At 65.1% G+C, this 20468-nt stretch carries 22 protein-coding genes and 1 pseudogene; 8 read left to right on the top strand and 15 right to left on the bottom strand.

Features of this window, described 5'->3' with window-relative positions:
* The first annotated feature begins 83 nt into the window (after positions 1-83).
* A complete protein-coding gene (locus AB0I14_RS24150; RefSeq protein ID WP_358026929.1) occupies positions 84-2348 on the top strand; it encodes an AAA family ATPase in 2265 nt (754 codons plus the stop codon).
* Here the strand turns inward: AB0I14_RS24150 and AB0I14_RS24145 are convergent.
* The 12 genes and pseudogenes from AB0I14_RS24145 to AB0I14_RS24090 all read right to left on the bottom strand — a co-directional run bounded on the left by AB0I14_RS24145 (position 2278) and on the right by AB0I14_RS24090 (position 11853).
* Positions 2278-3108 (bottom strand): bile acid:sodium symporter, encoded by an 831-nt coding sequence (locus AB0I14_RS24145; RefSeq protein ID WP_358026926.1) that lies wholly within the window; start codon positions 3106-3108, stop codon positions 2278-2280. The genes AB0I14_RS24150 and AB0I14_RS24145 overlap by 71 nt on opposite strands.
* A 1-nt stretch (position 3109) precedes the next feature.
* On the bottom strand, positions 3110-4117 hold the full coding sequence (locus AB0I14_RS24140; protein WP_358026923.1) for a hypothetical protein: 1008 nt from the start codon (positions 4115-4117) through the stop codon (positions 3110-3112).
* A complete protein-coding gene (locus AB0I14_RS24135; protein WP_358026920.1) occupies positions 4114-5451 on the bottom strand; it encodes a peroxidase in 1338 nt (445 codons plus the stop codon). Before AB0I14_RS24135 ends, AB0I14_RS24140 begins: the two co-directional genes overlap by 4 nt.
* Positions 5448-6011: a hypothetical protein gene (locus AB0I14_RS24130; protein ID WP_358026918.1), complete on the bottom strand. Its 564-nt coding sequence runs from the start codon at positions 6009-6011 to the stop codon at positions 5448-5450. The genes AB0I14_RS24135 and AB0I14_RS24130 overlap by 4 nt, the downstream gene beginning before the upstream one ends.
* 76 nt (positions 6012-6087) lie before the next feature.
* Positions 6088-7329 (bottom strand): YeeE/YedE thiosulfate transporter family protein, encoded by a 1242-nt coding sequence (locus AB0I14_RS24125; protein ID WP_358026916.1) that lies wholly within the window; start codon positions 7327-7329, stop codon positions 6088-6090.
* Between the two features lie 56 nt (positions 7330-7385).
* Positions 7386-7676: a cupin domain-containing protein gene (locus AB0I14_RS24120; protein ID WP_358026914.1), complete on the bottom strand. Its 291-nt coding sequence runs from the start codon at positions 7674-7676 to the stop codon at positions 7386-7388.
* Positions 7677-7689: 13 nt separating this feature from the next.
* Positions 7690-8013, bottom strand: a complete 324-nt coding sequence (locus AB0I14_RS24115; RefSeq protein WP_358026912.1) for a hypothetical protein — start codon at positions 8011-8013, stop codon at positions 7690-7692.
* 11 nt (positions 8014-8024) lie between these two features.
* Positions 8025-9386, bottom strand: coding sequence for a cytochrome P450 (locus AB0I14_RS24110; RefSeq protein WP_358026908.1), 1362 nt, complete (start codon positions 9384-9386; stop codon positions 8025-8027).
* 78 nt (positions 9387-9464) lie between these two features.
* The gene (locus AB0I14_RS24105) at positions 9465-9887 is read right to left on the bottom strand and encodes a nuclear transport factor 2 family protein (RefSeq protein WP_358026905.1); all 423 of its coding nucleotides are present in this window, start codon (positions 9885-9887) and stop codon (positions 9465-9467) included.
* A 42-nt stretch (positions 9888-9929) separates the two neighbouring features.
* Entirely contained in the window at positions 9930-10349 is a 420-nt protein-coding gene (locus AB0I14_RS24100; RefSeq protein ID WP_358026903.1) for an arsenate reductase ArsC, read from the bottom strand.
* 50 nt (positions 10350-10399) lie between these two features.
* Positions 10400-11449 (bottom strand): annotated as a pseudogene (arsB, locus tag AB0I14_RS24095) (ACR3 family arsenite efflux transporter); the annotation flags it as partial.
* A complete protein-coding gene (locus tag AB0I14_RS24090) occupies positions 11422-11853 on the bottom strand; it encodes an ArsI/CadI family heavy metal resistance metalloenzyme (RefSeq protein WP_358026900.1) in 432 nt (143 codons plus the stop codon). The gene AB0I14_RS24090 and the pseudogene arsB, both read right to left, overlap by 28 nt.
* A gap of 98 nt (positions 11854-11951) precedes the next feature.
* Between AB0I14_RS24090 and AB0I14_RS24085 the strand changes: the two genes are divergently transcribed.
* Complete coding sequence (locus AB0I14_RS24085; protein WP_166906124.1) at positions 11952-12311, top strand: Rv2640c family ArsR-like transcriptional regulator; 360 nt, start codon at positions 11952-11954, stop codon at positions 12309-12311.
* Positions 12312-12347: 36 nt separating this feature from the next.
* Here the strand turns inward: AB0I14_RS24085 and AB0I14_RS24080 are convergent, their stop codons facing one another.
* Positions 12348-12641 (bottom strand): DUF4193 domain-containing protein, encoded by a 294-nt coding sequence (locus tag AB0I14_RS24080; RefSeq protein ID WP_358026897.1) that lies wholly within the window; start codon positions 12639-12641, stop codon positions 12348-12350.
* 158 nt (positions 12642-12799) lie between these two features.
* On the opposite strand from AB0I14_RS24080, the gene AB0I14_RS24075 reads away from it, so the two are divergent.
* Together AB0I14_RS24075 and AB0I14_RS24070 are read left to right on the top strand one after the other, a co-directional pair.
* Positions 12800-13114: a hypothetical protein gene (locus AB0I14_RS24075; protein WP_358026894.1), complete on the top strand. Its 315-nt coding sequence runs from the start codon at positions 12800-12802 to the stop codon at positions 13112-13114.
* 72 nt (positions 13115-13186) lie between these two features.
* A complete protein-coding gene (locus tag AB0I14_RS24070) occupies positions 13187-14116 on the top strand; it encodes a TauD/TfdA family dioxygenase (RefSeq protein ID WP_358027299.1) in 930 nt (309 codons plus the stop codon).
* Between the two features lie 18 nt (positions 14117-14134).
* Here the strand turns inward: AB0I14_RS24070 and AB0I14_RS24065 are convergent, their stop codons facing one another.
* Entirely contained in the window at positions 14135-14419 is a 285-nt protein-coding gene (locus AB0I14_RS24065) for a hypothetical protein (protein WP_358026891.1), read from the bottom strand.
* Positions 14420-14921: 502 nt separating this feature from the next.
* Here AB0I14_RS24065 and AB0I14_RS24060 point away from each other — a divergent pair.
* Positions 14922-16337, top strand: coding sequence for an amino acid ABC transporter substrate-binding protein/permease (locus AB0I14_RS24060; protein WP_358027296.1), 1416 nt, complete (start codon positions 14922-14924; stop codon positions 16335-16337).
* The gene (locus AB0I14_RS24055; RefSeq protein WP_358026888.1) at positions 16334-17107 is read left to right on the top strand and encodes an amino acid ABC transporter ATP-binding protein; all 774 of its coding nucleotides are present in this window, start codon (positions 16334-16336) and stop codon (positions 17105-17107) included. Before AB0I14_RS24060 ends, AB0I14_RS24055 begins: the two co-directional genes overlap by 4 nt.
* Before the next feature lie 10 nt (positions 17108-17117).
* On the opposite strand, the gene AB0I14_RS24050 is transcribed toward AB0I14_RS24055, so the two are convergent.
* Complete coding sequence (locus tag AB0I14_RS24050; protein WP_358026885.1) at positions 17118-17822, bottom strand: DUF3060 domain-containing protein; 705 nt, start codon at positions 17820-17822, stop codon at positions 17118-17120.
* 244 nt (positions 17823-18066) lie between these two features.
* Here AB0I14_RS24050 and AB0I14_RS24045 point away from each other — a divergent pair, with 244 nt between their 5' ends.
* A complete protein-coding gene (locus AB0I14_RS24045; protein WP_358026883.1) occupies positions 18067-18906 on the top strand; it encodes an N-acetylmuramoyl-L-alanine amidase in 840 nt (279 codons plus the stop codon).
* 457 nt (positions 18907-19363) lie between these two features.
* Positions 19364-20461 (top strand): YncE family protein, encoded by a 1098-nt coding sequence (locus tag AB0I14_RS24040; RefSeq protein ID WP_358026880.1) that lies wholly within the window; start codon positions 19364-19366, stop codon positions 20459-20461.
* The last annotated feature ends 7 nt before the right edge of the window (positions 20462-20468 follow it).

Here is a 20468-nt window from a genome sequence, read left to right as displayed (position 1 = left end):
GGGGTTGTCGGGGGGGTTGGCGTGGAGCCGACCCGGCCTCCGCGTCCGGGACCGGCCCGACGTGCCTGACCTACGATGCGGAAGTGGGAGCAGGATCCTGGCCGGTACACATTCCGGTGGCGACCGTGGGACGGCCGGCCGCCGGCCTCGCCGGTGTTCCCCGTCCGGGGGTGACGCGGGTACTGCGGGGTAGCACCGGGCTGGTCGTGGTCGTGGCGCCCGCGGGATACGGCAAGACCACCGCGGTGGCCCAGTGGGACGACGCCGACGAACGCCCGTTTGCGTGGGCGCGGCTCGACAACCTCGACAACGATCCCGCGCACCTGCTGTTGCACCTCGCCACGGCGCTCGACCAGATCAGGCCCATCGACCCGGCGGTGCTGCACTACCTGCAGGGCGCGGGCCGGGCCGGAACCCAGTTGGTAACAGCCTTCGTCCAGGCCCTCGAAACTTCGGGGCCCGCCGTGCTGGTGCTGGACGACGTTCACGAATTGTCGGCGACTGCCGCCGTCGACACCCTGCGCGCGCTGGTAGACCTGGCCCCGGAATCGGCGACGCTGGCGCTCGTCGCCCGCCAGATGCCTGCGCTCGATCTGGCGAAGCGCCGGCTCGAAGGCCGTGTCGTAGAAATCGGGATTCCGGAGCTGCAGTTGTCGGGCTCCGAAGGTGCGGCCGCCTTCGCGGCCATCGGTGGTGGCGCCGACCAGGCCACGATCGCGCGGGTACTCGACAAGTGTGAAGGCTGGGCGGCCGGTGTGGTCATGGCAGCGCTGGCGCTGCGCGACGGCGCGCCCGCTGAGGTGGTGACCGGTCGGCACCGGCTGGTGGCCGACTATCTGGTCGAGGAGGTGCTCAGCCAGCTCGACCCTGATACCGCCACATTCCTGATGGAATCAGCGGTCCTGGACCGCTTCTGCGCCGGCGAACTCGATGTGCTGCTCGGACGTGCCGATTCGGCTGCGATGCTCGACGCGATCATTCGATCCGGCAACATGTTCCTGGTTTCCCTTGACGCCCAAGGTGTCTGGTATCGCTATCACCAGCTCTTCGGCGACCTCCTGCGCGCGCGGTTGCGTGACCGGGATCCGGACCGGTTCCGGGAATTGGCGGCGCGGGCGGCAGATCGGCTGGCCCAAGCTGGTGACATCGACGGGGCGTTGACCCAGGCGCTTGCCGCCGGCGACCGTGCCCAGGCGGCCGCGCTGGTGGGAAACGATGCGGTGCGGTTGGGCTTCGACGGCTGGGCCGGGGTCCTTTCCCGCCGGCTCAGTCTGATCGACGAGCAGACCTTCACCGACTACCCCGACGCCGCGATCGCGCGGGCCTGGTTGGGCGTGATGACCGGCGACGCCGAGCTGATCCAGCGTTCGCTGTTGACCGCGAGCGCGGCCGACACCGGCAAGCCACTCGCGGACGGCACGCCCTCGGTCGAGGTGGCTGCGGCCCTGATCGGTTCACTGCTGGGTGTAGGCGGGGTGGGCGAGGTCATTCGACATGCCGAAACAGTCTGTGCCGCAGGCGATCACATGGTAAATCCGTGGTGGGGCGCGGCGACGACGATGAAAGGCGCCGCGCTGGCCATGCTCGACGAAACCGAGCGGGCGCGGGCCACCCTGGAATCAGCGCTCCCGGTGATCGAGGACCTCCCGGGATTCCAGGCCGCCGCGCTGGCGCACCTCGCCGCTCTGGATCTCGGCGACGACGATCTGCCGGCCGCCGTCCAACACGCCGCGGCCGCGCGCTCGATCGTCGACTCACGGGACCTGTCCGACATGGTCCCGATGGTGGTGGTCTACGCGGTCGACGCACTGGTCCGGGCCCGGCGTGGCGACGTGGCGGGAACGCGCTCGGCCGTCCGTGCCACCGAACGGCTGGTCGACCGGCTGGGTGATCTCTCCGCCCGTACCGCCCTGATGGCCCATGTGCTGGTCGCCGGCGCAGCTGTGGAGATCGACGACACCGAACTGTGTGACCGCCACCTGGATGCGGCGCAACGTGCCCACCGGCGCGAACCCGATGCCATCGGCATCAGGCAAGGGCTGGAACGTATTCGGGCGTTGTCGGCAGCCCGTGCGGCCCGTGGCGCTCGGCCGTCGTTGACGACGGCCGAGCTCAGGCTTCTGCCTTACCTGGCCACCCATCTGTCTCTGCAGCGCATCGCCGGTGAGCTGACGCTGGGCCGGGAGACGGTGAAAAGCCAGGCCACGTCGATCTACCGCAAGCTCGCCGTTTCTTCCCGCGCCGCCGCGGTGGCTGAAGCGGATCGGCTCGGGCTGCTCACCGAGACCGCGCGAGCCGCCGCGCGAACGGCAACAGCATCAGAAACTCGACGATCAATACGACGGTGATCATCACGACGACCTTCGGATCGTCGAAGTTCTGTCCGGCCACGACGAACGCTGCGGCGGCGTTGCGTTGTGCGGTCCCCAGCGCCAGGACGTCCCTTGCCGCGGATCCGCCGAGGAGCCAACCGATCCCGGCGCAGATCACCGTGTAGACGACTGCCGCCAGAATGCCGAACGTGCCGAACACGGACAGCACACTGTTGAAATGGGCGGCGGTGGTCAGCACGATCACGAGGATCATGCTGATGGTGGAGATTTTCGCCACCACGGGCTGGATGCGGACGGCGACGCCGGGCCCGCGGGCCCGCATCGCCAGACCTACGGCCAACGGGATGAGCATCAGCACCACGAGGGACACCGCGATCTGGGCCGGGTTGACCGCGGTGCCTGCGACGAAGACCGGCAGAACCAGCGGCACATAGCCCACGGTCACCACCATCAACAGCACCATCAGGCCCACCGCGAAGGCCATGTCGGCCTTCGCGAACTCGGCGAGCTTGATCAGAAACGGTGCGCCGGCTGCGAGCCCGCACAGCAGCAGCCCGATCCCGAGCGGCTCGTCGAGTCCGAACACCCGCCACAGCCCGAACGCAACCAGCGGCGCGAGCACGAAGTTCGCCGCCAGCGACAGCGCAACCAGACGAATGTTCTTGAGCGGCGCGAGGATCTGACTGGCGGTCAGACTCAGACCAACGGCAAGGGTGCTCGAGACGACGAAGAAAGCGACAGCGATATTCGAGCCCTGCAACAGCAGATCGGTCACGTCAGGCCATCGTCACGAGGTTGCGCCAGAAGGACTTCAGGCTGTCACTCGCACCGAACAGGGTCGTGAAATGAGTTGAGTCGACAAGCACGATGTCGCCGGCGCGGTCACCGGACGGCGGCATGTGGACCAGTGCGTTGAACTCGGTGTTGCCCGCCAGGGTGAACGGATGGGGCCGGGTCTGGTCGATCAATTGCCGGCCCAGCACCCGAAGGTCAGGTCCCTCGGGCGCGGTCAGCTCATAGTGTGGAAGGTGCGGATGCAAGGCCAGCGTCGTGACGTCGCGCAGCAGGCCGGCGGAATCCAGATCGCGGAATCCGGTAAGCGGCACAATCTGTTTGGTGCCCTCGACCGTGGCGGGGCGCAGGCCCCAGGTGTTGTGCACCGGGATGTTCAGTCCGGTCAGCAGCGACCGCGCGAACCCGCTGAACCGCTGGATCCTCGGCGTCAGGGGGTCGCCGTGATGCAGGTACTCCATCTGCTGCTGCTCTTTGTCGTCGGTGAACCCGACGTCGTGATGCGGCGCCAGCATCAGGCACTTGCCTTCTTGACGCAACCACTGCTGTATCGCCGCGATCTCCTCCGGCGAGGAGTCCTCCTCGCCGAGCAGATGATCCAGGCCGAAGATCATCAGGGTGTCGGTGTCGTCCAGGATGCGTTCATCGATCGGCAACCGGTACCCGGCCTGGTCGACCCGCTGGAACACCGCCACCGGATGTCCGGTCGCCTCACCGGCCACGTCTTGGAAAGCCAAGGACGACCGGTGGAACAGTTCCAGCGTTCCGTCGACGCCCTGCAGGAAGTTCCGCGGGCTGTACTCGGGCCCTTCGTATGCCGGCCACGTCGCCGCGCGAACCTCGGTCATGGTGGAGAACCGGTTGTACAGCAGTGCCGGGTCGCGCTGGGCCTCCCACGGATAGCTCCACGACCAGTAGATGCTGACGCGTCGTTTGCCGTTGTGCGGGCGGGTGATGTGGGCCTGGTTGTAGGTACGGGCGGAGGTGGTCATGCTGACTCCTTTGTTCGAAGAGTTTGGAGGTAGCGCAGCGCGCTCAGGCCGGGCAGGAAGAAGTACGCCCCGCCGCGCAGCGTGGTGAATGCCGGTAACCCCTTGTGGACCTTCCGGATCGGCCGCTTGGGAATCTTGAAGTCCAGCGTGCCGTCCTGGGTGCCGCAGATGGGGTCGTGTTCGTTGCCGAGATCTTTGAACGACGAGTCATTGATCCAGACGTTCTGGGCGAACTCGAACTGACGCACCAGACTGGCGCAGATCAGGAACATCCCGACACCGCGTTCGATTCCGTCGTCGGCAACGCCTTCGGGCAGCGCCGGGCCGTAGGTGCCGCTGCGCCGGATCAGCCTGCGCCGATTCGGATTCGGTTCGGTGTCGCGCGGGTTGAGCCGGCGGGCGTGGGCGCCGATCGGACAGGCGTACCCGTGCGGATCCATTTCGCCGTAGTCGAAATCGTTGTTGCGCATCGGATCCGCACCCAGTTCCGGATCGTCGTGCTCGGGTGCCAACACCAACGGTGCACCGCTGCGCCAGCGGCCCATGAATTTCGCGGCCAGCAGCTCCTCGCCCTCGGCACCCTCGGCATTCTGCTTCAGGTAGTCGCGGAAGACCCCGACATGCTCCTCCAGGCGGCGGTATGCCATATAGCTGCCGTTGCGCGAAAGCGCCTCGGGTGTCGGCTGATTCGCTACCAGTCCCTCCTCGTCCGGATAGCCGAGGATGAACTCGCCCGGTTCCAGCGCCCCGCCCGAGCCGGGAATCAGTACCTCTCCGGAACCTTTCATCTGTGGCTGAGACACCGGATCGCGGTACCCGAAGTGATCGTGGTCGTACTCGAAGGGTGCGGTGGCCGCCAGATCCAGATGCGACAGTGACCGCACCCCGGGGCAGCGGGCCAGCAGTGCGTCGTGTTCGCCGACGCACCGCACGCTCTCCTCCTCGTCCCGGGCGAACAGGATGACGATGGCGTGCAGGTCGTCGCCGGCCAGCCCGCCCAGCCAGTGTTCGGGCGCGGCCGCACCGGTGTCCCCGAGGATGTCGGCCCGCGACGCCATCCCTTCACGGAACTCGTCGGGGAAACTCGCCAGCGACCCGTCGTCCAGACCCAACGCGCGCAACCCATTCCAGGTGAAAGCCAGGTTGACCCAACGCTTGAAGACGTTGACCGTCTCGCGGACATCGGTGGCCGACTGCACGAGGGGAACCATCTCGGTCAGCCAGGCGCGTCCCGCTTCGGGGGTGTCGAAGGACAGGAACTCGTACCGACCGGTCAAGTGGGGCGTCCCGGTCAGCATGATGTGCTGGATGTCGTCGAATTCGAGGGCTGTCATTGCATCTGATCCAGCATGTCGGAGAACGCGGCCTTGAGCCGCAGGGCCTTCTTGACCTCCTCGGACGTGACGTACGGGTACTCGCCATACTCCAGGAAACTGGGCACCTGGTGGTTCCGGACGAACATAATGAAGGCCTCCGGATTGGTCTTCCAGTCCTCCGGGAAGCCCTCCAGGTGGGTGAACGCCGTGGTGATGCCGGTCGAGCTGAACAGTTTGACGGCGTCCTCGGTGTACTTGTCGAAGTCGGTGTCGAAGATGCCCTGGTATTGGAAGTGCAGACCGGATCCGACGTCGAACAGCTGCCAGCGGAGGTAGTGCAGCTTCAGCGGGGCCAGCACCTCGGGCTGCGCGGCGACGGCCGCCTCGAGCTGCTTGCCGTAATCGCGGATCGCCTGCTCGTGGCCGTCGAGCACCTTGGCGATGATGTTGAAGCCGTAGCAGGCGGGGGTACGGGGGAACACCGGCCCGTACCGTCCCCGGGTCAGTTCGAAATAGCCCTCCTTGGGGAGGGCGATAGCTGCGGGCTGGGTCCAATCGTTGTTTCCGTTGTGCGCCATGGCAACGAGATTATGGGCGCGGTGGCCTCCCGTCGTCCCCCGATTCGGGGGAAGTTTTCCGCCCCTCTGGCGGCCGTTAGACCTCGGGTTTCACCGGATCGACCGTCCAGCTGCAATGGCCGTAGACGAGCCGAGCGGTGAGCAACATCCCGCCGAGCAAAGCCGCAGTGAAAAGCCACGCACTGACCGCCAACTGGATACCGCCGCTGAGGGTGTGCCCGCTGGTGCATCCACCGGCCATCCTGGCCCCGAAAATCACGAAAAAAGATCCCACGAAGCATGCCGCTGCCCGCCTGGCGCGGCCGGGGCCGAATCGATTACGCCATGAGGGCGGTACGACGGGGCGGAACGCGTTGAAGCGACCTGTGATGAACAGTGCCGAGAACAGAGATCCGAGCAGGACGCCGAGAACCACCAGGGGCTCCCAGCCGATCGTGGCGAAGACGAGTCGGCTGTAGTCGAAGCCCGGCATGAAGAGGTGTCCCACCACCCACGAGTAGGTGGTCGACATGCCGAAGGGCTGACGAAGGAACAGCGACAGAACCACGAGCGCGGCCACGAACATGGCTGCCATGGCGGTGGCTCGCGCGAAGAAGGTCGCGCGAGGCACGCGTTGTGACGCCAGCCGGGAAAGTAGGGCGGGACGGGGCGGCACGGCCGCACCTTCGGACAGATAGGCAGCGGTGTCCTCGGCATAGGCCCGGTCGTGTTCATCGACCGGGGCGCTGGTGGTGCGTAGATGCTGAAAACAACTGTGCTTTCCACCCGCATATCGCGGCAGATAGTACAGCAGCGTCAACGCGGCCGCCGCATAAGCGACTGCGATTGCGAACATGGGCATGGGGCGGATACTCGCGATGTTTCCGGTAGCCACGAGATCACCGAGGTCGGCGGTGTGCACCAGCCATCGGCCTGCATCGGTCTGGTAAACCGCGGACCACGCCGCGGCGCCGAGAAGTCCGCCGGGCAGCGCTGCCAGGGCGTCTCGGCGGCCCTCCCCGAGGGCGATCATCTCGGTGCCCGGGAAGTAGCCGCATACGGCCGCTCCGGCGCCGAACATCAACCCGCCGAGGGTGACGCCGATCAGATACGTGGGTCTCGGCGAGAAGTGCATCGAGAATCCCAGCGCATAAAGGCCATAAAGCAAAACAGCGCCTATCGCGGTGACAAACAGAAAGCAGCCGAGGAGGAGCCGGTCTACCAGCCTGGCAGTTCGGATAATCGTCTCGGGGTTGCCGATTCCCCACAACGATGCCGGCACACTGAATGCCGCACCGATCAGCAACCCCACCCACAACGGAGCTGTGACGCTGACCATGCGCACCTCCTGAGGCAGCCGGCTACGGGCTCTGGCGATTCAGTATCGCGTCGACGTCAGGCAAGCCGCTCGACTTCGACGAAGGCGATCGTCTCGCGGTCAGCTCGGTTCTCAACGGTATGCTCCGAGCCGGAAAGGCGTGAATAGCTCTGGCCGGCAACAAGTTCTGCGACGATTTCGACGCCGTCGGCGGTCACGACGTGCATGGTGCCGGTGACCAGCGGCACAACCACATATTCGTGATCGTGGCGGTGCATCGGTATCGCGCCGCCCGGCTCGATGGTCCACTTCGTGACCCGAAACCAGTCGTTTTCGAGCTGGACCTCGCCATGGGATCCGGTGGTCATGTTCGCCCGGCCATCAGAAACCCGGTGTGCTCACGTCTTCGAGTTCCTGCTCGGGGCCCGTCGGTGCGACCGGCGCAGTGGGAGTGGCCTGGACTTCTGCCGAACCGCACTCAGTGCCGGTGACTCCGGGCGGGCACAGGGTGTTGCTGCTCGCTGAGTTCGGCACCAGGTAGGGAACACAACTGCCGGTGTAGGTGTCGTTGTCCTCGCCGTTCGGACAGGCTGCCAGCACGGTCGACGGAGCGGGCGAGGCGACGATCGCAGTCGTCGCTGCCACGATCGCGAATGCGGAGCAGGCGGTGCCGATCAGGTGGCGGGTAGGGATCAGGGCTGTCATGTCGTTCGCTTTCAGTCGATGACCGCGGTGGCCTTGTGCACCGTGATCGGCGCGGCCAGTTGCTGCTCATCGCAGATCCGTTGCAGTTTCTCCAGTGTCTCAGCCAGACCCGGACCGATCCGGCGACCGGGGGTGAATGTCGCGGGCAGATGTTGCATGCCCTGGATGACGCCGATGGTCTCGTAGTGGACGGCACCGTCGGGATCGCACCGGTAATCCGGCATCCGGTCGAGCACGCCGGTGAGCATCGACTTGAACACCGTGCGCGCCACATTCGAGCCGATGCACCGATGCACGCCCAAGCCGAAACTGAAGTGGCGGTTACCCGTTCGGTCCATCATGAGATCGTTGGGGCTCTCGAAGACACGTGGGTCGCGGTTGGCCATCGCCCAGGAAAGCCACAACCGCTCGCCTTCCTTGAGTGGCACCCCATCCACTTCGATGTCCTCGGCGATGGTGCGGCCGTCCCCGGGTGCCGGGGTGAAGAACCGCAGGAACTCCTCGGTCGCCGGGTCGAGCAGGGAAGCGCGGTCCCGGCTCAACCGCTCACGCTCATCCCGGTGCTGGGAGAGCCATTCAAGCGAGTGCGCGGTCAGTGCCGTGGTGGTGTCGAAGCCGCCGCCGATCAGGAGCATGAGCATGCCGAGGATTTCCGAATCGGGTGCCGGCTCGCCATCGATACGCATCTGGACCATGGCGTCGATCAACCCTGGCCGAGGATCCTCGCGGATCACGGAGACATGGCCCATCATGTGCAGCGCTGAGGCCACGGACAGGTCGAAGACGCGTTTGGCGTCGGGGGAGTCGGCGCGCGTGTACACCGACGCATGCGCGGGTTCGCAGTAGATCTCCCATTCGGCGAGCGGGACACCCAGGAGACCGAGCGTCAACACCGCCGGGACGATGTTCGCCAGATCGTCGACGAAATCGATACTGCCGTCTTCGATCTTCTCGTCCAGACACGCCCTGACGAGCTCGTCGACCACCGGCCTCCACCGCGCGACCGCGGCCGGGGACAGGTACCCGTTGAGCGGTGTCCGGTAGGCGCGGTGTTCGGGATCGTCCATCTCCAACATGCCGCCGCGGAACTGCGTGCTCACCTCGCCGCGCGGAATGTTGATGCCCCGGTAGCCTTTTCGCTCCCCGACGATGTCGTTGTCGTTCGAGATGTGTGGGCAGCGGGCCAGTTCGAAGACCTCGCTGCTGCCGGCGGCCACCCAGTGCCCGCCGTACGTGTCGGTCCAGGCGAGAGGGCACGAGCCCAGCATCTCGGAGGTGATCGGCTCGAACTGGTCGCGATACTGCGGGGTGTGTCGATCGAAGTGGTAGCTGTGCCCGGCATGTCGAGCTTCCGCCGTCGCACCCTCGGTCATCTGCGCTCCCAACGTCGTTGTGGGTCTGCAGTTCTGAGGATAGGAACTATGCGCGCTGGTGTGGGCGGTTCTGGTGGATCACGGAGTGAGATTCAGGATGGCCTTGCCGTATTCGAGGTCGGCGGGCACCGAGATGTGGTCGTGAAAGACGCGCCAGACGCCGTCGACGCACTTCAGGCAGGCCGTCCACCGCACCCACATGTCGATGTCGCGGCCGCTGGCCAGGGTGCCGCGGACGTGGTTGAGGCTGTGAATGAACGCGATGTCGCCCTCGGTGGTGACGGTCAGCTCATGTACGTCGTAACCGATCGGTCCGGTGTACGCGGTGAAGACCTCGTGCCAGGCCCTTCGCTTGTTGTCGTCGCCGGCGTACCGCAGCGGCGCCCCGAGGTCGAACGACACGACGTCGGGCGCATAGAGAGCCGTGAGTGTGTCGAGGTCGCGCGCACGGATCGCATCCACACCCTCGGCGATGCGCTGACGAATGGCGGCTTCAGTCACGAATGTCACGGTAGGCCACCACCGCCACCGGGCACCGGAAAATCAGTCGGCGGGGCCGAGTCCGAGTTCGACGAGTAGTACGCGCACACGCCGCTCGATGTCGTCGCGGATCGGACGGACCGCATCGACTCCGAGGCCGGCCGGATCGGCCAGGTCCCAGTTCTCGTAGCGCTTGCCCGGGAAGTACGGGCAGGTGTCCCCGCATCCCATCGTGACCACGACGTCGCTCGCCTCGACGATGTCGTCGGTCCATCGCTGTGGCTGCTCGTGTGCGATATCGATACCGACTTCGGCCATGGCGGCGATCGCGGCCGGATTCACCTTGTCGGCCGGCTCCGAGCCTCCCGAGAACACGGATGCCCGGTCCCCGGCAAGGTGTGCGAAAAAGCCCATCGCCATCTGGGACCGGCCGGCGTTGTGCGTGCACAGGAACAACACGCTGGGGCGGTGGTGCGCGGTCATCGGCTGACCCTCATCGGCGCAGCGGAGCCTGCGGTTGCGGTGAACCGTCGTCGCAACCCCAGAGACACGTAGACCAGCGCCACGAGTACGGGCACTTCGATCAGCGGGCCGACCACGCCTGCCAGGGCTTGGCCGGAGGTTGCGCCGTACGTGGCGATGGCCACCGCGATGGCCAGTTCGAAGTTGTTGCCCGCGGCCGTGAACGCGAGGGTGGTGGTGCGCTCGTAGCCCAGTCCCAGCACCGCTCCCAGCGCGTATCCGCCACCCCACATGATCGCGAAGTACGCCAACAGCGGCAGCGCGATGCGTGCGACGTCCCAGGGCCGACCGGTGATCTGATCGCCCTGAAGCGCGAACAGCACCACGATGGTGAACAGCAGGCCGTACAGAGCCCACGGGCCGATACGCGGCAGGAACGTCGATTCGTACCAGTCCCTGCCCTTCGCCGATTCACCGATGCGTCGCGACAGGTAGCCGGCCAGCAGCGGAATGCCCAGGAAAATCAGCACGGACTTGGCGATCTGCCATGGCGATGTGTCGATGCGGGCCTGCTCAAGGCCCAGCCAGCCGGGGAGCACCGACAGGTAGAACCAGCCGAGCACGGCGAACATGAGCACTTGAAAGATCGAATTGAGGGCGACCAGTACCGCGGCCGCCTCGCGGTCGCCGCAGGCCAGGTCGTTCCAGATGATGACCATGGCAATGCATCGAGCCAGCCCGACGATGATGAGACCCGTTCGGTACTCGGGCAGATCGGGCAGAAAGAGCCAGGCCAGCGCGAACATCAGGGCGGGGCCCAGCAGCCAGTTGAGGATCAGCGAGCTGATCAACAGCTTGCGATCACCGGTCACGCGGTCGAGTCGGTCGTAGCGCACCTTTGCCAGGACCGGGTACATCATGATCAGCAGGCCCAGTGCGATCGGCAGCGAGATGCCGTCGATCTGAACGTGATTCAGGGCAGTGTTGACTCCGGGAACGAGCCTTCCGAGCAGCACGCCTCCGGCCATCGCCACGGCGATCCAGACGGGCAGTAGCCGGTCCAGGGTGGAGAGCCTGGTTGCGGCAGGCTGGTTCACGAGGCGCAGCAGGTGCCGCCGGATTCGGTGGCATCGAGTGCGGGCGAGTTGGTGCCGAATGTTTCCGAGTCGGCGAGAACGGTGTAGACCTCCCACTTTTCGCCGGCCGGCCCGGTCACCCACACCTTGTCCTGCGTTGCGAAGCAGCAGGTTGCGCCGATCTCCTCCTCGGTGAACAGGCCTTCGTTCGTGAGGCGGGCGATCTCGGCGTGCACCTGGTCACTGGACTCGACTTCGACGCCGAGATGGTTGAGTGTCCCGCCGTGCCCGGGATTTTCGATGAGCACCAGTTTCAGCGGGGGAGCGGCGATCGCGAAGTTGGCGTAGCCGGGTTTGACCTTCGCCGGTGCCGTGTTGAAGAGCTTCGAGTAGAACGCGATGGCCTCGTCGAGATCATCGACGTTCAGGGCGAGTTGTGCGCGGGACATGACAGCCTCCAACCTCTGCGGCTTATGTCGAACTATTCGGCAGCGTCGATAATGCCACCTCTTCGACATATGTCAATGTTCTCTGGCAGGATTGATTCATGCCCAAGGCGTTGCCGGTGGTCGACACCTCTGAACCGGTCTGCTGCTCACCTGTGGCGGCCGGCCCGATCGATGACGATGGGGCGCTGGAGATCGCCTTACGGCTCAAAGCGTTGGCCGACCCCGTGCGGGTCAAGCTCGTCTCGCTGTTGTTCAGTGCGGAGGCCGGGGAGGTCTGCGGGTGTGATCTCGCGGCTGCGGTCGGCCTGGCCGAATCCACGGTCAGTCATCATCTGTCGCAACTGCGGCGAGCGGGGATGGTGGAATCCGAACGGCGCGGTATGAACGTCTACCACCGCCCGCGCCGGGACTCGCTCGTCGCGCTGTGTTCCGTGCTCGACCCAAACTGCTGCCGTTAGGGCGCCGGGGCCGTCAGGCCCCGGTACGGCTCTGCGTCAGACGCACTCGACGCAGAGCTGCTGCTCGCCCCTCTGGAGCGCCAACCGGTTGCGGTGCTGCACCAGGAAACAGCTGGAACAGGTGAACTCGTCAGCCTGCTTCGGGATGACCCGCACGCTCAGCTCCTCTCCGGAGATGTCAGCGTCGGGCAGGTCGAACGAATCGACCACCTCGTCCTCGTCGATGACCGCGGTGTCGGCTGCGGTGCGCCGCGTGGCCAGCTGTTCCAGCGACTCCTCAGCGGGCTCGTCGGTCTCCTTGACGCGGGGGGCGTCGTAATCGGTAGCCATAAATGATCCTCCTAAGTTCAAGACCAATGTTTTGGGCCAACGCCGCAGCGGGACTCCTTGTTCCCCGGGCGAACAGCCTGTAAACGTCGGGTGCACGTTAGCGGTTCAATCCGCCGGCGTCTGCATCGGTGGACGTGATGCTGGGTACAGTCGTCGGCGTGCATGACGATGTCAGTGGTTCGGACGCCGAGATCTTCGATGACGCTGAGCTTGATGAGTACCTCGATGACGACGATGCCGGTCTGGAGGATCTGGACTCCAACGGCCAGGTGATCTCGATCCGTCGCGCCAATGGCGAGGAGATCCTCACCATCGTCGCCCAGGACGACGAGTGGAATGTCGACCTGCAGCCCGGGGGCTCCGTGCAGAGCGCGTTCCTCGGTTCGCGACGGGACACCCCGGTGTGGATCAATGCCCTCGATGGCCAGATCGAGCGCGACGACGACGGCACCTACGTCATCCGCATCGACTGATCTTCAGAGGTCTTTGCGCTCGTAGTGAGCACAACCGTGGCGCTGCCACACCCCATCCTCGATGGTGACGGGGTGTCCTCTCTGCGTGTAGTGAAGCTCGGTGCCCACATCGGGGCCCGCATCGACGGAATCGACGTCAACGGCACCCTCGATCCGGCCACGGTGTCGGCGATCAACGATGCCCTCCTCGAGCACAAGGTCATCTTCTTCCGCGGTCAGCACCACCTCGACGACGACCTTCAGTTGGCGTTCGCCCGGTTGCTCGGCACGCCGACGGGAGCGCACCCGACCGTCACCTCACGCGGCGACCGGATCCTGCCGATCGACTCGCGGTATGACAAAGCCAACAGCTGGCATACCGATGTGACGTTCGTCGACCGCGTCCCGAAGGCCTCGCTGCTGCGGGCCGTCACGCTCCCGGACTACGGCGGCACCACGACGTGGGCGTCGACCGAGGCCGCCTACGACCGGCTGCCCGAGCCGCTGCGCGTGCTGGTCGAGAACCTGTGGGCCGTGCACACCAACCAATACGACTATGCGGCCGGTGATCGGGTCGACCACGAGGGCCGGCCCGTTATTGCCGACGGCCACCGTCAGTACCGCGAAGAGTTCGAGTCCGAGTACTACGAGACCGAGCATCCGGTGGTGCGGATCCATCCCGAGACCGGCAAGCGGGTACTGCTGCTGGGACACTTCATCAAAAAGTTCGTCGGCCTCGGCGCCGCCGAATCGTCCACCCTGTTCCAGCTGCTCCAGAACCGGGTCATCAAGCTGGAGAACACGATTCGATGGAGCTGGGAACCCGGCGATCTGGCGATCTGGGACAACCGGGCCACCCAGCATTACGCGGTGGACGACTACGACGACCAGTTCCGCCGGCTGAGCCGGATCACCCTGGCCGGCGATGTCCCGGTCGATGTCCACGGCCGGCACAGCCGGGTGATCGCCGGCGACGCGTCGCGATATTCCGAGGTGATCACGCCGGTAGCGCTGGCCGGCTGACCAGCGGGGCCTACCCGGTTAGAGCCGTTCCATCTCCCGAGCCATCAGGCTGTTCTCGAGATAGCTGTATCGCGATGGGTAGTACGGGCGAGCGTGCCGCGCCCGCCAGTGCTGCGTCACCGATGACACCGCATGCGACATCATCGTGACGAGGTTGTGGTCCGCTTGGGTGCCCGCTGCCGCGGCAGTACTGAACAGCACCTGCTGTTCGGTGATGAGCACCGGCTCGTGCGTGTGGCGGCGCGTCATGGTCTGTGATGAGGCTTCGCGTCGGGCGGCGGAAACCGGATGGAAAACGCTCATATCGAAACTTCCTCTGAACCAAGCGCCGTACTCTCTAACGCTCTGATGTTCAAAACGTACGACTGACCGCAGTCATTCCTCACGCGTAGTGCACTACCTCAATAAGGAGCATCTCCGGCCGAACGTCCTTTTACAGGAGCGGTTCTCACGGCGGCTAGATGGACAGGTCGGGAGATTTGTAAAGCCCACCACGCGGGTTGCCATCGGCTGATGGCGTGACAGCCGGGGACGTTCCCCCGTGCAACTATCTTCTTCCCGCACAGGTCAATTCGATGACCCGTGCGCCTGTGTGGGGGAGACCCGCCGTCGCGGTGGCGCGTAGTGCGGTCCGGCGACCTGATCGGATTGCCGAACCGTGCCCCGGTAAATACCGCCCTAATCGCAGTGACGGCGATAGCGTGAGGACTCGTCGTTTCATACCTGGATAGGAGACTGGGCGATGAGAGCCGAATCCGCGTCGCGTGTGGGCATTGCCGGGGTCATCCGGTCGCCGCACCGGCTGATGGCCGCTGTCGTGGCACTGTTGGTCGGATTGTTCGGGGCCGCCATGCTGGCCCCGGCTCGAGCCTCGGCCGAGGGCGAGACCTACATCGTCGCCACCGACATCACCTTCGCGCCGTTCGAATTCCAGGACGTGGACGGGAAATTCGTCGGGATCGACATCGACCTGATCAATGAGATCGCGGCGAACCAGAAGTTCAACATCACGATCAAGCCGCTGGGCTTCGACGCCGCGCTACAGGCCGTTCAGGCCAACCAGGCCGACGGGGTGATCGCCGGCATGTCGATCACCGATGAGCGCAAGAAGGTCTTCGACTTCTCCGACCCGTATTTCGAATCCGGCGTGCAGATGGCGGTGCTGGCCGGGAACGAGGACATCAAGTCCTACGCCGACCTCAAGGGCAAGCGGGTCGCGGTCAAGAACGGCACCCAGGGTGCCGAATTCGCCGGGTCGATCAAGGACAAGTACGGCTTCCAGATCGTCTCGTTCGCGGATTCGGCCTCGATGTTCGAGGAAGTCAAGACCGGTAACTCCGTGGCCGTCTTCGAGGACTACCCGGTGCTCGCCTACGGCATCCAGCAGGGCAACGGATTCAAGACCGTGACGCCCAAGGAAAAGGGCTCCAGCTACGGCTTCGCGGTCAACAAGGGCCGCAACGCCGAGCTGCTGACAAAATTCAACGCCGGCCTCAAGGAACTCAAGGAGTCCGGTCGGTACGACGAGATCGTCGAGAAGTACCTCGGCGAAGGGGCCACCGAGGCCGACAACTCCTTCGCCGGACTGCTCAAGAGCACCTTCCCGTTCCTGATGACCGGCCTGAAGATGACGCTGATCCTGACGGTGGTGTCGATCGCCATCGCGCTGGTGCTCGGCGTCATCTTCGGGCTCTTCCGGGTGTCGCGGTCGATCGTGCTGCGGGCCATCGGCACGACGTTCGTCGACATCTTCCGTGGTACGCCGCTGCTGGTGCAGGCCTTCTTCATCTATTTCGGCATTCCGACGGCACTGGGCTTTCAGATGTCGGCGCTGACGGCGGGCATCATCACGCTCTCACTCAACGCCGGGGCCTACATGACCGAGATCGTCCGCGGCGGAATCCAATCGGTGGACAAGGGACAGATGGAGGCGTCGCGCAGCCTGGGCATCGGGTACCTGCCGACGATGCGCAAAGTCATCCTGCCGCAGGCAATTCGGACCATGATCCCGTCGTACATCAACCAGTTCGTCATCACCCTCAAGGACACCTCGATCCTGTCGGTGATCGGGATCGCCGAGCTGACCCAGACCGGGCGCCTGATCATCGCCCGCAACTACCAGTCCTTCACCATGTGGCTGATCATCGGCATCATCTACTTCATCGTCATCATGACGCTCACCAAACTCTCCGACCGGCTCGAGAAGAGGATCGTGAAATGACCCAGCTGGTACCGGAAGCCGCGGCCGCCGAACCCGAGGGCACCGTCAAGATCCGCATCGAGGGACTGAAGAAATCGTTCGGCGACCTGGTGGTGCTCGACGGCATCGACACCACGATCAGCAAGGGCGAGGTGGTCTGCGTCATCGGACCGTCGGGATCGGGCAAATCCACCTTCCTGCGGTGCCTCAACAAGCTTGAGGACATCACCGCGGGCAGGGTCACGGTGGACGAGTTCGACCTCACCAACCGGCGGGTGAACCTGGACAAGGTTCGTCAGCACATCGGCATGGTGTTCCAGCATTTCAACCTGTTCCCGCACATGACCGTGATCGACAATGTGACGCTGGCGCCGCTGCTGACCAAGAAGATGGACAAGGCAGCCGCCGAGAAGCGGGCCATGGAGTTGCTTACCCAGGTGGGGTTGGCGGAGAAGGCCAAGGTCAAACCGGCCACGTTGTCGGGTGGTCAGAAACAGCGCGTCGCGATCGCCCGGGCCCTGGCGATGAACCCGTCGATCATGCTGTTCGACGAGGCCACCAGCGCGCTGGATCCCGAGATGGTCGGCGATGTACTGCAAGTGCTGCGCGACCTGGCCGAGGGTGGCATGACGATGGTGGTGGTGACCCACGAGATGGGTTTCGCCCGCGAGGTGGCCTCCCGGGTGATCTTCATGGCCGACGGCAACATCGTCGAGGACGACACCCCGGCCGAGGTGTTCGACAACCCGAAACACCCTCGGCTGCAGGAGTTTCTGTCGAAGGTGCTGTAGAGGCCGTCGGTCAGCCCGCCTCGACCACGTTGGACTGACCCGATTTGCTTACCTCGGGTTCCCCGCTGCGGTAGGTGACCCGGTTGTCGAATCCTGACACCCCGATGGTTTCGACGGATTCGACGGTGATGACGTTCTCGACGCCGGACACAGTCACCGCGATGCAGTGGCCGAGGATCTCGACCTCGTTCTCGATGCCGCTGACGATCACGGTGTTCTCCCGGCACTGGACGGTCCGGTGTTCGTTGATGCCCGAGACGATCACTGTCTCTCCCGCCGGAACCTCGGTCGGCGCAATGGATCCGGGCTGTGGCACTCCATTGATCGTGGTCTGCCGGATGGTCGTCGACTGGCTGTCGGTGACCGTGTCGGTGTCGGTGTCGGCAGTGTCTGCGTCGGGCTTGCTGAACATCAGAAAGGCCGTCACGAGGCCGCCGATTATCAGGGACACGGTCAGGACGCCGAATGCGAGGATGAGGCGCGCGCTGCCCGTGCTGCGTCGCGGTCGCGGCGGGGCGGGGTAAGGCTCGTATCCCGGCCACGGAGCCGGGGGTCCCTGGGGCGGTGGTGGGAACGCGTTGGTCCACGGCTGGGTCGGGGGCGGACCGGAATGGCGCGTGGTCTTACCGGTGCCGAGCTCGGATGCGTGGGCGGCCTCGGCGAGTGGGCGTTCGAGCTCCCGGATGCGAGCCTCGGGGTCGTCCTTCGGATCCATGCGCAGATGCTCGCACATTCGGCCGCCGATGCGGATCGAAAGTATCGCTGCAACCGATTGGATGTGTTTGCTTGGTCTGATGCCGGCGAACGTGCTCACTGATCGCACCGCAGGTGAGGTTTCGGTGGGCAAAGAGCCTGCTGCATAACCAGTCTGGCCGCTCCAGTGCATTCGGGGAGGTGTCGGCTCCCGCGCGTAGGGTTGATTCCACGGATGGTTTGCTGCGCAAGGAAAAGGAATCTCAGTGCCACAGACAGGGCGATGGACCGGTGACCCGGTCTGGCTGGCCGATGTGCTCAGGGCGGAAGGCATCGATCTCGTCGAGTATCCGGGTTGGCGCACGCGCGGGCACGGCGATTTCAAGGACATCCGCGGGGTGATGGTGCATCACACCGGGTTGGACACCGCCACGGCCGCATCGATCGCCGCTGGACGGCCTGACCTTCCCGGCCCGTTGTCGCAGTTGCACATCGCGCGCGACGGAACGGTGACGGTCGTCGCGCTCGGGGTGGCCTGGCATGCCGGTGTCGGCATGTATCCGTGGTTGCCGACGAACATGGGCAATTGGCACATGATCGGTATCGAGTGCGCCAACAGCGGTACCAGCCCGACAGCGCCGCATCGCAAGAACTGGCCTGACGCACAGTATTTCGCACTGGTGCGGTGTTGCGCCGCGATCAATCGCCGGTTGGCGCAGAGCTCCGAACGCACCATCGGGCACAAGGAGTATGCGGGCCGCGCGCAAGGCAAGTGGGATCCGGGCGCCATCGACATGGACATCCTGCGCGCCGACATCCAGGCACAGATCGGCGAAGTCGTGAAACCGGCGCCCACGCCCCGGCCGCCGGTTCCGGTGGGGCAGTACACCGATGTCCTGTTGTTCCGGCCCATGGAGGGGCCCGAGGTCGCCGCGTTGCAGCGCCGGCTCAAATCCGCCTACGCGGCATACGCGGGGGATCTCGAGATCGATGGTGTCTTCGGCCCGCAGACCGAGGCCGCGGTCAAGGAGTTCCAACGGCGCACCCGCGGACTGAAGATCGACGGAATCGTCGGCCCGGCCACCGCGGCAGCACTGCGGCTGTAACCGGTGCCGGGCGAGTTGCGGCGTGTAGCGAACTACCGATTCGGCATGGCTCAGCTTTCACAGCAGTAACACATATCCGCCGCCGCTGCCGACCACCTTGAGTTGACGCTGCAGAAAGTTTGCTGACGTGTCGCGGTGTGATCTACCGCTCACTTTTGCCGGAGATGGTAAGAATTGCTATTGACGGCCCTGCTGCTCGTGAAATGTGGGATGTCTTAGCGATGCTGCGAAGTCCCTGGTAACAGGCTTTTAATCAAAAGTGGCCAAAAGGTAACGAGTCGATAACGAAGAATTTCCTAAGTGCATTCTGAGAGAGTATTGGCGACGGTCGCATATTCGCTGTGAAGTCGTCCAGGTGCTGTCGGTTTCGTCGCTAGACTCAATGCAACCGCGCCACTCCCGGCGCAGATCGACCTGAAATCTAGAGCCGGTGAAAGCCTTGCCGGCGGAGGTGCCGATGACGATGGCAAACAACTTCCTGCGTGCGCTGGTCGCAGCGCTGCGCCCCGGCCACGATGGCCGCGCCATCGACGATTCGGCTGTCCACAGCGTCGCATTCGACGGTGCGTTGGATGACATCGACGTGGCCGGCCTGGCCGAGGTTGGACGCGGGCCGATCGGCGACATCGCCGTCGATCCCGAGCGTGACACCGTGGTGGTCACCAACACCGCGACGCAGAGCCTGACCGTGATCAACCCTCACACCATGGGTGTGGTGGGTTCGGTCCGCCTCTCGGGCGACCCCTTCGCCGTCGTGGCCGCCGATGACCACGCCTACGTCAGCATCGCCACCGCCGGGCACGACGCGATCGTGGCAGTCGACACCATCACCGGCACGGTGCTCAACGAGTACCCGCTGGCCTTCAGCGTCACCGCCCTGTCCATCAGCCCGGACGGCAAGCGTGTGTTCGCCGGCCGTGCGGGCCACGAGCGCATCGACATCGCGGTCATCGACACCCCCGCCGAGCGCGTCGGCACCATCGACATCGCCACCGGTGCGGGTGTCAATCTCGATGCCCTGCAGATCGACGCGACCGGCAAGCGCCTGTACGTCGCCACCTCCGACTTCCGCGGCAGCCGGCTGGTCGTCGTCAACACCGAAACCGCCCAGGCGCAGGCCACGGTCTGGATCGGCGCCCCGATCCGCGACATCGCGATCGGCGACGGCGTTGCCTACGTGCTGACCTCTGACCGTGAGCACCGCGGTGTGGTGCACACCGTGGACCTGTCCGCCGGCACTGTGGTGGACGCCGTCGAGGTCGGCGGGGCACCCACCCAGTTGGTGCTGAGCCCTGACGCCACCCGCGCGTACCTGGTCGACTACGACCGCGTCATCGTCTGGTGCACTCTGAGCAGCGAGATTCAAGGCAGCATCGACGTGCACGCGCAGCCCGCGGCGGTCGCCGTGCGCGACAACGGCACGCGGCTGTACATCGCCGACTACGCCGGCCAGGTCAACGTCTTCGACGTCGCCGAGTCACTGTACTCGCAGTTGGTCTCGGCGGACGCGGTCGAGATGCACGAACTGCCCGCCCTGGCGCCGGTCGGCGTCTGATTCAGCT

This window comes from Mycobacterium sp. NPDC050441, from assembly GCF_040655355.1.
Lineage (GTDB): Bacteria > Actinomycetota > Actinomycetes > Mycobacteriales > Mycobacteriaceae > Mycobacterium.
The sequence above is the reverse complement of the archived record's forward strand: the minus strand, read 5'-3'. Positions and strand labels throughout refer to the sequence as shown.